Source organism: Cyanobium sp. BA5m-10 (assembly GCF_024346255.1).
Lineage (GTDB): Bacteria > Cyanobacteriota > Cyanobacteriia > PCC-6307 > Cyanobiaceae > Cyanobium_A > Cyanobium_A usitatum.
Genome location: NZ_JAGQCP010000013.1, coordinates 45,497 through 57,643 on the forward strand (window position 1 = coordinate 45,497; position 12,147 = coordinate 57,643).

The 12,147-nt window shown below is 65.5% G+C and carries 13 protein-coding genes; 9 read left to right on the forward strand and 4 right to left on the reverse strand.

What is annotated here, in order from left to right; all coding sequences use genetic code 11:
* Positions 1-4 precede the first annotated feature (4 nt).
* Entirely contained in the window at positions 5-2,335 is a 2,331-nt protein-coding gene (locus tag KBY85_RS06880) for a bifunctional (p)ppGpp synthetase/guanosine-3',5'-bis(diphosphate) 3'-pyrophosphohydrolase (protein WP_254960786.1), read from the forward strand.
* Here KBY85_RS06880 and KBY85_RS06885 read toward each other — a convergent pair.
* Complete coding sequence (locus KBY85_RS06885) at positions 2,332-2,481, reverse strand: hypothetical protein (protein WP_254931776.1); 150 nt, start codon at positions 2,479-2,481, stop codon at positions 2,332-2,334. The two genes, KBY85_RS06880 and KBY85_RS06885, sit on opposite strands and share 4 nt — an antisense overlap.
* 151 nt (positions 2,482-2,632) lie before the next feature.
* Here KBY85_RS06885 and KBY85_RS06890 point away from each other — a divergent pair, with 151 nt between their 5' ends.
* The 3 genes from KBY85_RS06890 to KBY85_RS06900 are packed head-to-tail and all read left to right on the forward strand — an operon-like array spanning position 2,633 to position 5,082.
* On the forward strand, positions 2,633-2,821 hold the full coding sequence (locus KBY85_RS06890; RefSeq protein ID WP_254931775.1) for a hypothetical protein: 189 nt from the start codon (positions 2,633-2,635) through the stop codon (positions 2,819-2,821).
* Between the two features lie 44 nt (positions 2,822-2,865).
* Positions 2,866-4,251, forward strand: a complete 1,386-nt coding sequence (mnmE, locus tag KBY85_RS06895; RefSeq protein WP_254960788.1) for a tRNA uridine-5-carboxymethylaminomethyl(34) synthesis GTPase MnmE — start codon at positions 2,866-2,868, stop codon at positions 4,249-4,251.
* A gap of 54 nt (positions 4,252-4,305) precedes the next feature.
* Complete coding sequence (locus KBY85_RS06900; protein WP_254960789.1) at positions 4,306-5,082, forward strand: hypothetical protein; 777 nt, start codon at positions 4,306-4,308, stop codon at positions 5,080-5,082.
* On the opposite strand, the gene KBY85_RS06905 is transcribed toward KBY85_RS06900, so the two are convergent.
* The 3 genes from KBY85_RS06905 to KBY85_RS06915 are packed head-to-tail and all read right to left on the reverse strand — an operon-like array spanning position 5,073 to position 7,285.
* Positions 5,073-6,644 (reverse strand): NCS2 family permease, encoded by a 1,572-nt coding sequence (locus KBY85_RS06905; RefSeq protein ID WP_254960790.1) that lies wholly within the window; start codon positions 6,642-6,644, stop codon positions 5,073-5,075. The two genes, KBY85_RS06900 and KBY85_RS06905, sit on opposite strands and share 10 nt — an antisense overlap.
* A gap of 26 nt (positions 6,645-6,670) precedes the next feature.
* The gene (locus KBY85_RS06910) at positions 6,671-7,024 is read right to left on the reverse strand and encodes a hypothetical protein (protein WP_254960791.1); all 354 of its coding nucleotides are present in this window, start codon (positions 7,022-7,024) and stop codon (positions 6,671-6,673) included.
* Between the two features lie 15 nt (positions 7,025-7,039).
* Positions 7,040-7,285 carry a hypothetical protein gene (locus KBY85_RS06915; RefSeq protein ID WP_254960792.1) on the reverse strand — a complete coding sequence of 82 codons (246 nt, stop codon included), beginning with the start codon at positions 7,283-7,285 and terminating at the stop codon, positions 7,040-7,042.
* Positions 7,286-7,402: 117 nt separating this feature from the next.
* On the opposite strand from KBY85_RS06915, the gene nadC reads away from it, so the two are divergent.
* The 5 genes from nadC to argS all read left to right on the forward strand — a co-directional run.
* Positions 7,403-8,260, forward strand: coding sequence for a carboxylating nicotinate-nucleotide diphosphorylase (gene nadC / locus KBY85_RS06920; RefSeq protein WP_254960793.1), 858 nt, complete (start codon positions 7,403-7,405; stop codon positions 8,258-8,260).
* Positions 8,261-8,319: 59 nt separating this feature from the next.
* Positions 8,320-9,336, forward strand: coding sequence for an extracellular substrate binding-like orphan protein GrrP (gene grrP, locus KBY85_RS06925; RefSeq protein ID WP_254960794.1), 1,017 nt, complete (start codon positions 8,320-8,322; stop codon positions 9,334-9,336).
* A 31-nt stretch (positions 9,337-9,367) separates the two neighbouring features.
* Positions 9,368-9,781, forward strand: coding sequence for a GrrA/OscA1 family cyclophane-containing rSAM-modified RiPP (grrA, locus tag KBY85_RS06930; RefSeq protein ID WP_254960795.1), 414 nt, complete (start codon positions 9,368-9,370; stop codon positions 9,779-9,781).
* Positions 9,782-9,801: 20 nt separating this feature from the next.
* Entirely contained in the window at positions 9,802-10,956 is a 1,155-nt protein-coding gene (gene grrM, locus KBY85_RS06935; protein ID WP_254960796.1) for a cyclophane-forming radical SAM/SPASM peptide maturase GrrM/OscB, read from the forward strand.
* A 40-nt stretch (positions 10,957-10,996) separates the two neighbouring features.
* On the forward strand, positions 10,997-12,147 hold a 1,151-nt coding region (argS, locus tag KBY85_RS06940; protein WP_254960797.1), incomplete at its 3' end, for an arginine--tRNA ligase.

A 12,147-nucleotide genomic window follows, 5' to 3' on the forward strand; every position in this document is an offset into this window, starting at 1 on the left:
TGAAATGCTCAGGGCGGCCCCGAATCTGGATGCAACAGCCGTAGCTACTCGAGTGGCGGCAGCTCCAGCCCTGGTGCGCAAGCCCATTCGCAGTCCTGCCGACTACGGCGTGCCCCTGCCGGAGTGGTTGCAGCGCTGCATCGAGCATGTGCCGCCGGGGCAGGGGGTGAGCTGCCCCACCGATGCCGAGGCCCTGCTGGCTTCCGCCTTCGACTTCGCTTACCAGCTGCATGAGGGCCAGTTTCGGGCCAGTGGCGAGCCCTACATCATTCATCCGGTCGCCGTTGCCGACCTACTGCGCGATATCGGTGCCAGCGCCGGCGTGATCGCTGCGGGCTTCCTGCACGACGTGGTGGAGGACACCGAGGTCACCGCTGAGGAGATCGAACAGCACTTCGGCGCCGAGGTGCGGGCCCTAGTGGAGGGGGTTACCAAGCTCGGCGGCATTCACTTCACCAACCACACCGAAGCCCAGGCTGAAAACCTGCGCCGCATGTTCCTGGCCATGGCCAGCGACATCCGGGTGGTGCTGGTGAAGCTGGCCGATCGGTTGCACAACATGCGCACCATCGCGGCGCTCAAGCCCGAAAAGCAGTTGCGCATCGCCCGGGAAACCCGGGAGATCTATGCCCCCCTGGCCAATCGCCTCGGCATTGGCCGGCTGAAGTGGGAGCTGGAAGATCTGGCCTTCAAGATCCTCGAGCCCGAGGCCTACCGGGATGTGCAGCAGCAGGTGGCCACCAAGCGCAGCGAGCGCGAGGAGCGCCTGGCGGTCACGGTGCAATTGCTGCGAGACCGGCTAGCCGCCGTGGGCTTGGCCAATTGCGAAGTAAGCGGCCGGCCCAAGCACCTCTATGGCATCTGGAGCAAGATGCAGCGCCAGCAGAAGGCGTTCCACGAGATCTACGACGTGGCGGCTCTGCGGATTCTTTGCCCCAACTTCGAGAGTTGTTATCGGGCTCTTGCGGTGGTGCACGACACCTTCCGGCCGATCCCGGGGCGCTTCAAGGATTACATCGGCTTGCCTAAGCCCAATGGCTACCAATCCCTGCATACGGCGGTGATCGGCCGGCACCGGCCGATTGAAGTGCAGATTCGCACCACCGACATGCACCAGGTGGCCGAATACGGCATTGCTGCCCATTGGAAATACAAGGAGGGCGGTTCGCCGGCCGCCTCTGGAGCAGATGCCGAGCGGTTCAACTGGCTGCGGCAGCTGGTTGATTGGCAGAAGGATGACGGTGGCACCGACAGCAACGACTTCCTGCGCTCGATCAAAGAAGATCTCTTTGATGAGGAGGTGTTTGTATTTACTCCCAATGGCGATGTGGTGGGTTTGCGTAAGGGTTCTACGGCCGTAGATTTCGCCTATCGCATCCACTCGGAAATCGGCAATCATTGCCAGGGCGTGCGCATTAATGATCGGCTATGCCCGCTCGCCACACCTCTGCGGAATGGTGACTTCGTGCAGGTGGTTACCGCCAAGACGGCCCACCCAAGCCTCGACTGGCTCAATTTCGTGGCTACCCCCACGGCCCGTAATCGCATTCGCCACTGGTACAAAACCAGCCACCGCGAAGACAACCTCCAGCGCGGCACCGAGATGCTCGAGCGCGAGCTCGGCCGCGATGGCTTCGATGCCCTGCTCAATGGTGAGGCGATGGCCAAGGTGGCCCGCCGTTGCAATCTCACCTGCACCGAAGACCTGCTGGCCTCCCTCGGCTTTGGTGGGGTCACCCTGCATCAGGTGCTCAACAGGCTGCGTGAGGAAATGCGCCTGGCCAGCGAAGCCTCCACCCCCGTGGTCAGCAATGAGCAGGTCGCGGCCAAGGTGGCGGCCCACGCTGCCCAGGTGGCGCATCAAGCGCCGGTGGGTGGGGGTGGCACCAGCTCAATCCTCGGCCTTGAGGGCCTCGATTACAGGCTCGGGGGCTGCTGCAGTCCCCTGCCTGGCGAGCAGATTCTTGGGGCGGTGGCTCTCGGTAACCACGGCATCACCATCCACCGCCAGGACTGCTCCAACGTGGCCCAGGTGCCGGCCGAAAGGCGGCTGCCGGTGCGCTGGAATTCCGCCTCCGAGACGCGCCCGCGCCGCTACCCGGTGCAACTTCGCATCGAGGTGCTCGATCGCGTTGGGGTGCTTAAAGACATCCTCACTCGCCTTTCCGATCACCGCATCAACGTCTGCGATGCCCGGGTGCGCACCAATCCCGGCAAGCCAGCCCGCATCGATCTGCGGGTGGAGCTTGAGAGTTCCAGCCAGCTAGCCAGCACCATTAATCAGATCCGCTCCATGGCCGATGTGCTCGACATCGCCCGCACGGGCATCGGCTAGGGCAGGGTGAAGCCCGAGGTGTTGAGGTGCTTGAGGTCGAGCATCACCAGCGTCAGCCACACCAGCAGGGCCAAGCCGCCGACGGCGCCGAAGCCAAGCAGCAGGGTCGACAGTGCTGAGCGCGGAGATCCCTTGCCGTTCGTCACGAGTGCCCCTGAATAGAAGCTGATTCTCTCACTGATGGGGCGTTTGCCTGCTAGCGGTGAGCTGGAGGTGCGGCTGGCGCGGTCGTGATGTCCGCTACAGCGTGCCGTTGAAGGCCCAGTTACAACCTGCCCATTCCCCGGCTTCCCCACCATGACCTCCGAGCAGGCGGCCCAGCTGATAGACGACACCTTGGACCTGGTGCACCAGCGGCTCCAGGACCTGCAGGCTCAAGCCCTGCCCCGCGAGCAGCACGCCTTGGCCGAGGAATTCCGCGAATGGCGCCATCCCGTTGGCGGCCATATCGATTTGATGGTGTTTCCCGGCCTGGCCAATCCCTGAGCCGGGTGCTCGATCTGCGGGCGCTTTGGCGCTGAAATGGGGTCATGCCAGACCCCGCCGGATTTGCTGACACCATCGCCGCCGTGGCCACCGCCGTGGCTCCAGGCGAGGGCAGTGTGGCGATCGTGCGGATTTCTGGCCCCGAGGCCGAGCCGATCGGCCATCAATTGTTTGTGGCCCCAGGACAGCAGAGCTGGGACAGCCACCGGGTGCTTTACGGCCATGTGGTGGATCCTGCTAGTGGCGAGCGGCTCGACGAAGCCCTGCTGTTGTTGATGCGGGCCCCCCGCAGCTTCACCCGGGAAGACGTGGTGGAACTGCACTGCCATGGCGGCCTGATGGCGGTGCAGCGGGTGCTGGAGCTGGTGCTGGCGGCTGGGGCGCGGCGGGCCCTGCCAGGGGAATTCAGCCAGCGGGCCTTTTTAAACGGCCGGCTCGACCTCACCCGCGCCGAAGCGATCAGCGAAATGATCACGGCCCGCAGCCGCCGGGCGGCCCAGCTGGCCATGGCTGGCCTCGATGGCGGCCTGCAGCTGCGCATCGGCGCCCTGCGCGAGCGGCTGCTGGATCAGCTGGCGGAGCTGGAGGCGCGGGTGGACTTCGAGGAGGACCTGCCCCCCCTCGATGGCGCGGCGGTGACGGCGGAACTGGAGGCGGTGCGGCTTGAGCTGGAGCAGCTGGTGGCTGAGGCGCGCCAGGGGGAGCTGCTGCGCCGGGGCCTGCGGGTGGCGATCGTGGGACGGCCCAACGTGGGCAAATCCAGCCTGCTCAACCTGCTCAGCCAGCGAGAGCGGGCGATCGTGACCGACCTACCGGGCACCACCCGCGACCTGCTGGAAAGCGAGCTGGTGCTCGACGGCGTGCCGCTCACCCTGCTCGACACCGCCGGCATTCGCCCCACCAGCGACCGGGTTGAGCAGCTGGGCATCGAGCGCTCCCGCCAGGCCCTGGCCGCCGCTGATGCGGTGCTGTTGCTATTTGATCTGGAGGCGGGCTGGAGCCTGGAGGATCAGGCCCTGCGGGAGCTGGTGCCCGAGGGCGTCGTGCTGCTGGTGGCGGGCAACAAGGCCGATGGGGCTGGCCTGCCGGTGGGTCTGGTGCCCCCGGGGGATGGGGAGCCGGCAGATGTGCGCTTCAGTGCCCTCACTGGCGCCGGCCGCGACGAGCTGGTGGCCGAGCTGCTGCGCCGCTGTGGAGCTGGCTGCCTTGAAGGGGTGCAGGTGGCACTCAATGCCCGCCAACGGGATCTGGCCGCGGCGGCAGCCCTGAGCCTGGGGGCTGCCCTTGAAGCTGCGGCGCAGCAGCTGCCCTGGGACTTCTGGACGATTGACCTGCGCGCCGCCGTGCGTGCCCTCGGCGAGATCACCGGCGAGGCGGTGAGCGAGGCGGTGCTGGATCGGGTGTTTTCGCGTTTCTGTATTGGTAAGTAGGGCTCTTGCCAAACTGCCTCTTGCCAAACTGCAACCACTTGATGGTGTGCGTTGTTGGCCAACCCCCGCGCCCTGCTCGCTGTCGTGGCTATTGGCGCTGGCCTGGTGCCAGGGGCAGGAGCTGCTGAAAAGTCGGCTGCGGCGGCCCTGGCCCAGTGCAAAGCACCAGCGGCTGGCACCTTTGTGGTGCTCGGGAGCGGTCAGCAGCGGGGCGAACCCACGGCCCTGCTGATGCAGGAGCGCTGGTTTGCTGATGGCCGCATCGAAGGGGTTCGCTACCTGCGGGCGGGGCGCCGTTTTACGGAAGATCGCTACAGCGGTCAGGTGAAAGCCGATGCCAACTGCTGGGCATTAGTTGAGCGCCAGGGTTCGGCCGGTGCCATGGCTGATGCGGTAGCCCTGGAGCGCCTAGGCCGGCCGCGCACTTCCCTGGTGGTGGCACCCAGTGAGGTGTTGTCGTTGCGCTATGTGGCCCAGGCTCCGGGCGCTTGCCGGCCCGAGCAGCTCGATGGCCTGGTCACCAGCCAGCAGCAGGGCCAGAGCTGGCTGGCTGGCAGCTGGCAGCCCAATGCGGTGGTGCAGCGGGAGTGGTGGCAGGCAGGGGCAGTGCAAGGTCTGGCGGTGTCCAGCTACGCCGGCCGCCAGGACCGGGGCACCTACAGCGGCAATCTCAAGCTGGCTGCCAGCTGCCTGGGTTCGATGACCCAGAGAGACTCTGCGGGCGCCTCCTACAACTACAAAGTGGTGCTGCTCGCCAATGGTGGTGGCTACGTCTACCTGCAGACCGACCCAGACAATCTCACCCTCGGTTTGCTGCAGCATCAGCGCTGAGGCCGGAGGCCCCAACGGGCGGCGAGGAACACCAGGGCCATCAACCCATAGCCGAGGGCCCAGCTCTGGCCCACGCCCCAGCCCAGCTGCAGCACGGTGTCGGAGCTGGTGAATTGCCAGGCGTGGATCACACCAAACCAGGACAGCACGGCTGCGATGGCTGCGCAGGCCGCCGCCGCCAGCAGGCGGGCCTCGATCACGTAAACGAGCATGCCCGCCAGCAGCATCGCCGTGATGATCTGGCCTTGCTCAAGGGCGAAGGCCCCGGCGGCCCACACATCGGCCTGGGCCAGGGGCGCCAGCATTGCTGGTCCAAAGGGGCTGGCGGCCGTGCCGCTGCCACCGGCCCGCAGCCCCGCTTTCAGCATCAGGGCGCCCCAGCCGGCCAGCCCGGGCAACAGCCCCAAGGCCACGGCCGGAGCATGGCGAGGCGGCGTGGCCTGGAAGGCCTGGGCAGCGATCACCAGGCCGATGTAAAGCACGATCGCCATACCGGCTTCAATCGGCACCAGTTGGCCGACCACGCCAAACAGGCCCAGCAGGCAGGCGGCGCCCATCACCACGCCATTGAGCCAGGAGTAGCCAATGCGGGCGCCCATGGCCTTCCAGCCCGGGTGGCCGATGTAGATGGTGGTGGGAAAGCAGGAGCCCAAGGTGGCAGCGGCCAGGGTGCCAATGCCATTGATCAGCATCGAGCTGGGCACCGGATAGCGATCGCCGGCGGCCTCGGCGCTCTCCAGGTTTTGCAGCGAGCCGATCACATTGAAAAGTCCCATCGGCACGATCACCCCCAACCAGGGCACTAGCTGGCCGCGCGCCTGCCACAGGTCTGCCAGCTGCAGCTTGGGTATGTGGAGCCCAATCAGGGCCGTGCTGCTCTGCCAGCGCACTGGATCGAGGTCGATCAAACCATTGGCCCAGGCCAGGGCTATGCCCAGCAGCACGGCCACCAGGCCGGCGGGCACCGGCCAGCGCACCGGCGCGTAGTAGCCCACCAGGATCACTGCCAGCACTGCCAGCCCCACCACCGGTTGGGCGTAGGTGCGCAGCAGGAAGCCCAGGGCGATGTAGCCCAGGGCAATGCCAGCCAGGGTGGAGAGCAGGGCTGCGCGAGGCAGCCAGCGCTGCAGGCTGTTGCCGATGAAGGCACCGGAGCATTCGATCAACCCCGAACCCAGGCAGGCGATCAGCCCAGCTCGCCACGAGAGGGTTACCGCTGCGGCTGGATCCAGGCCCTGGCTCAAGGCCGTCAGCTTCATCGGCAGCATCACCAGAAACACATAGGCGAACAGGCTCACCGTGTTGATCCCGTAGGGGAGGGCGGTGCGGTCGTCGCGCCCCTCGCGCTGGTCGAGCTGAAAGGCCTGGCGGGCGTAAGCCAGGTTGCCCACCACCAGGCTGATGCCAGTGGCAGGCAGGATCGCGCCGAAGATCAGGCTGTCGGGATAGCCGAGTACGCCGCGGCAAAGGGCCACGATCAACAGGATCTGGATCAGGTTGTCGAGCCCGAGGCCGAGGAAGCCATCGAGGTCACCGGCGGTCCACCAGCGGGGTTTGGTCATGGCGATCGTTGCAGATGCGGTGAGGCTCAGCCGCCGTATTTCAGCGATGAATGGTGCAGAACGATGCGCACGCTGCCATCGTTTTCTTTGGCAAACGTCCAGGTCTTGTCAACGCTGGTGACGCCGCCAGTGGCGTCGGTGAAGATCACATTGCCCATGGTGGTGGCCGACGCCCCATTCAGCTGAATCACCTGGTTCACAATCTTGCAAGAGCGCCAGGGCTTGATGGCGAAACCCTTGTCTTGGGGGAATTTGGGATTGTGGCCCACAAAGTAGGCGAGGGCACCTTCTCGATCAGTGCGAAAGGTTTGTTCGCCTGAGGCAAGGGTTGGCTTGAACGCCACCGGTCCGTATTGGTAGGCATAGGCTTGATCAATCACCTTTGTGGCGGTTGCCTATGCCTTGGTGATCCCTCCTTTGGCGTAGTCGGCGCTGATCTGTAGCAGGGCCGTGCACCAGCCTTCCTGGGCCTTGAGCACCTGGGCTAGGGAGATGTTGTTGTCCAGGATTTGGACGGTAGGGGTGGGTTGTGTCAGGGCGGCCTTGGTTTGGGCCATGGCGGCGGTGGTGCCGGATCCCGCCAGGCTCAGCAGCGCAACGGCAGTAAGGGGGGCAAGGTTGCGCAGGTTGGGGCGGATCAAGGGGGGAGCACGTTGGATCTGGCTTTAGAAAATACGTGGGCGCGGATTTGGCAACCGTTGGCGTATCCGGCTGGCCTATGACCTCGCATCATTAGATCGTCATGCCCCGGAGGGGTAATGCCTGCTGCCCATCTGCCTTTTACCCCCGAGCTGGAGCCGCAGCTGCGCGCCTGCCTGGCAGAAGATATTGGCCGCGGCGATCTCACGGCTGCGGCCCTGGCTGGTCGTCATGGCCGGGCTCACTGGCTGGCCAAGGCGCCAGGGGTGTTTTGCGGCGGGGTGCTGGTGGAGCCGCTGTTCCGCTTGCTGGATCCGGCGCTGCGGCTGCAGTTGCTGGTGGCTGATGGTGAGCCGGTGGTGGCAGGCCAGCGCCTGCTGGAGCTGGAGGGTGGGGCCGCTGCCCTGGTGGCCGGCGAGCGCACGGCCCTCAACTTGGCGATGCGTCTTTCCGGCATTGCCACCGCCACCGCCGCCCTGGTGGCCGAGCTCGAGGGCACGGGCGTGCGCCTTGCCGACACCCGCAAAACCACGCCGGGTCTGCGCCGACTTGAAAAGTACGCCGTGCGCTGCGGGGGCGGCAGCAACCACCGCCAGGGCCTCGATGACGCCGCGATGCTCAAGGAGAACCACCTGGCTTGGGCGGGTGGGGTGGAGGCGGCGATTGCGGCGGTGCGGGCCCATGCTCCTTGGCCGGCCCGGGTGATTGTGGAGGCGGAAACGGCGGCTGAGGCGGCAGCGGCGGTGCAAGCGGGCGCCGATGGGGTACTGCTGGATGAATTCCTGCCGGCCCAGTTGCGGCAGCTGGTGCCCGAGTTGCGCAGCCTGGCTGGCGGCCGGCAGCTTGTGCTGGAAGCCTCAGGCGTGCAGCCTGAGCAGCTAGGCGACTACGCCAGCAGCGGCATCGACCTGATCTCCACCAGCGCGCCGATCACCCGCAGCGCCTGGCTTGATCTCAGCATGCGGTTTGATTATTGAGCTGAGTTGGCAGTGGAGCCGAGCCTCTGCATACTTCTTTTAGATCACGTCGAGGTTGGGTGGCAGCACCAAAGCGCAGCTTTTCCAAGCGCAGCTCTCGCTTAGCTGGCCTTGGTCGCCGGCTGGCTGCTGGCGTGGGAGCTCTCGGGCTGATGGCCGCAATGCCGGCGGCGGTCCAGGCCCAATCCCAAACCAAATCCTCGGCCCAACCCCCGGCCAAGCCCCAGCTGGAGGGGGCGGTGCAGCGGGCAGCGCGCAGCGGCCAGCTGGTGCTGAGTGGTTTCGCCGACGTCCCACCCCTAATGATGGTGAGCCCCCAAGGCCAGCCTTCCGGCTACGGCATCTTGGTGGCTGAACGCATTGCCGCTGAGCTCAGCCAGGCCGTGGGCCGTCCTGTGAGTGTCCGCTTTGCTCCGATCAGCGATCCGGCCAGCCTGGTGAACAGCATCACCAGTGGCAAGGCGGATCTCGCCTGTGGCCTGCCGTTCAGCTGGGCGGTGGACATGCAGGTGGATTTCTCCCTGCCGATCGGCCTTTCCGGCGTGAGATTGCTGGCGCCCACCGGGCGTTTTGATGGCAGTCCGGCCGCTCTTGCGGGACGGCGGATTGGGGTGGTGCGCCAGTCGCTGGGTGAAACCGAACTGCGGGGCATGCAGTCCAAGGCCACGCCCGTTGCCTTCGACAGCCTCAAGGCTGCCGTTGCCGCGATGCAGGCCGGCACCGTGGAAGGCGTAATTGGCGACACGATCGTGCTGGCGGGGCTGGTGCGCCAGCAGGGGCTGCCAGGTTTAGAGCTCAGCCCGGCTTTGCCCTACGAGGCCTATGCGGTGAGCTGTGTGCTCGCCGAAAACGACTCGGCCTTCCGCAACGTGGTCAATCTGGCGATTGCCCGGCTGCTCCAGGGCTATCTCGATGGCCAGCCAGACACGGTGACCGCCGTGAACCGCTGGCTCGGTCCGGCGAGTGCGCTGGGATTGCCCGAGTCTGCGATCCGCGCCAGCTTTGAGGCTGTGCTGTTGGGGGTTGAGACGATTCGCCCCGTTCTTGAAGGTCAGGCTGCTTCGACCGGTCGCTGATCCCCTCGCTGAAACCCTTTTCGCAGCTGTTATGGCGTTCTTGAACCGCTCCCATCTCTTCGGCCTGTTGCTGCTGGCCTCCCTGCCCCTCGATGGGGCGGCGGCCCTGGCCTTGGCCAGCGCCCAGCATGAGCCTTCAGCCCAGGACCAAACCGCAGCTAAACCAACCTCCCTCAGCATTGAGGAGCGGCTGAGCCGAATTGCGGCGGCAGTGCAGGAGCGCGATGGCGCCGAAGCCTCTGGCTTGCCCGATGACGCCGTGTCCTATGTGTTCGTCAACGGCGGGGGCATGGGCTGGGGCAACGGCGGCTTTCGCAACGGCGGCTTCTATAACGGCGGTTTCAACAACGGCGGCTTCCGCAATGGGGGCTTCTATAACGGCGGCTTCCGTAATGGTGGCTTCCGCAATGGGGGCTTCCTAAATGGTGGTCCCTACTGGCGCTGATCGCTCCCCGGGCTGCTGAAGTGGAAAGTCAGTCTTACGGCCCCGTGCGGCTGCTGGTGGTACAACCCACCCCCTATTGCAACCTCGATTGCGACTACTGCTATCTGCCCGATCGGGGTGATCGCACCCAGCTCTCACTTGAGCTGCTGGAGGTGGCGGTGGAGCGGGTGCTCGATAGCCCCTATTTCGAGGGGCAATTCACCCTGCTCTGGCATGCGGGCGAACCGTTAATGGCGCCAATCGCCTTCTACGACCAAGCCAGTGCGTGCTTGCGCCAGCTGCTGGAGCGGCGCGGCCTGCCCGCCAGCACGATCGTCCAGTCGCTGCAGACCAATGCCACCGTGATCAATGGGGCTTGGTGCTACTGCTTCGAGCGCAATGACATTCACGTGGGGGTGAGCATGGATGGCCCTTCCTTCCTGCATGACGCCCACCGGGTTACTCGCACCGGCTTGCCCACCCATGGGGCGGTGATGCGGGGGATCGACTGGCTGGTGCGGCGCCAGATTGCTTTTCAGGTGATCTGTGTGCTCACCGCCGACGCCCTCGACCATGCCGATGGCCTGTTTGATTTCTTCCTCGAGCACGGCATCACCGACGTGGGCTTCAACATGGAGGAAACCGAAGGTGAAAACGCCGCCTCCAGCCTCAAGGCCCCCCGCGCGGAGCAGGGCTATCGGGTGTTTTTAGAGCGGTTTTGGCAGCGCTGCATGGAGCAGCCAGGGAGCCTGCGCCTGCGGGAATTTGACGGGATCGTCAGCTTGGCCTGCAGCAATGCCCGCATGGCCCAAACCGACATGAATGCTCCCTTCGCGATCGTCAATGTGGACGCCCGCGGCAATGTGTCGACCTTTGATCCGGAGTTGCTTTCGGTGCCCACCGCCGAATACGGCGATTTTGCTTTTGGTCATGTGTTGCACGACAGCCTGGAAGCCATCGCCGCCACTGACAAATTGCAGCGGGTGCTGCAGGAAATTCGCTCCGGTGTGGAACGCTGCCGCCAGGAGTGTGAGTACTTCGGGCTGTGCGGGGGTGGTGCGGGCAGTAACAAATACTGGGAGCACCGCAGTTTCGACTGCACCGAAACCCAGGCCTGCCGCTATCGCATCAAGCTGGTGGCCGATGTAGTGCTGCAGGGAATGGAGGCAGACCTGCAGCTGGCTGGAGAGGGATGATCACAGCAAGTGCCTGCCGCCACTGCGGCCCACCGTTGCCATGCTGACCGTTCTCCACGCCCTGCAGGGCCAGCTCCTGGCAGCGATGCAGCGGGCCTTCCCCGAGGCGGGCCAGCCCCTCGATCCCCAGCTAGCGCCAGCGTCTAAGCCGGAATTCGGTGACTTCCAGGCCAATGGGGCCCTGCCCCTGGCCAAACCTCTGGGCCAGCCGCCCCGGGCTATTGCCACGGCGATCGTGGCGCAACTTACGGCCGATCCCGCCTTTGCCGAGCTCTGCCTCGAGCCCCAGATTGCAGGGCCCGGCTTCATCAACCTCACCCTGCGACCCGAGCGGCTGGCGGCGGAGCTGCAGGCCCGCCTTGGCGATCCGCGCCTGGGGGTGCCAAAGGTGGAGCTGCAAGCCCCGGTGATTGTGGACTTCTCCAGCCCCAACATCGCCAAGGAGATGCATGTGGGGCACCTGCGCTCCACGATCATTGGTGATGCTTTGGCGCGGGTGCTGGAGTTTCGCGGCCACCTGGTGCTGCGGCTCAACCATGTGGGCGATTGGGGCACCCAATTTGGGATGCTGATCACCCACTTGAAGCAGGTGGCGCCAGAGGCTCTCACCATGGCCGATGCGGTGGATCTGGGTGATCTGGTGTCCTTCTATCGCCAGGCCAAGGCCCGCTTCGACGACGACGAAAGCTTCCAAAACACCTCCCGGGAGGAGGTGGTGAAGTTGCAAGGGGGCGATCCGGTGTCGCTTAAGGCCTGGGGATTGCTGTGCGACCAGAGCCGCCGCGAATTTCAGAAGATCTACGACCAGCTCGGCATCCGTCTCACCGAGCGCGGCGAATCCTTCTACAACCCCTACCTGCAGGCTGTGGTTGACGACCTCAGGGCTGCCGGGCTGCTGGTGGTTGATGCCGGCGCAGGTTGTGTGTTTCTTGAGGGGGTGAGTGGCAAGGACGGCCAGCCCCTGCCGCTGATCGTGCAGAAGAGCGATGGCGGCTTCAACTACGCCACCACCGACCTGGCGGCGATTCGCTATCGCTTCGCCCCTAGACCGGCCGGCGATGGAGCCAGCCGAGTGATCTATGTGACCGATGCGGGCCAGGCCAGCCATTTTGCTGGCGTATTCCAGGTGGCCCAGCGGGCGGGCTGGATTCCCTCCCACTGCGGCGTCGAGCACGTGCCCTTCGGTTTGGT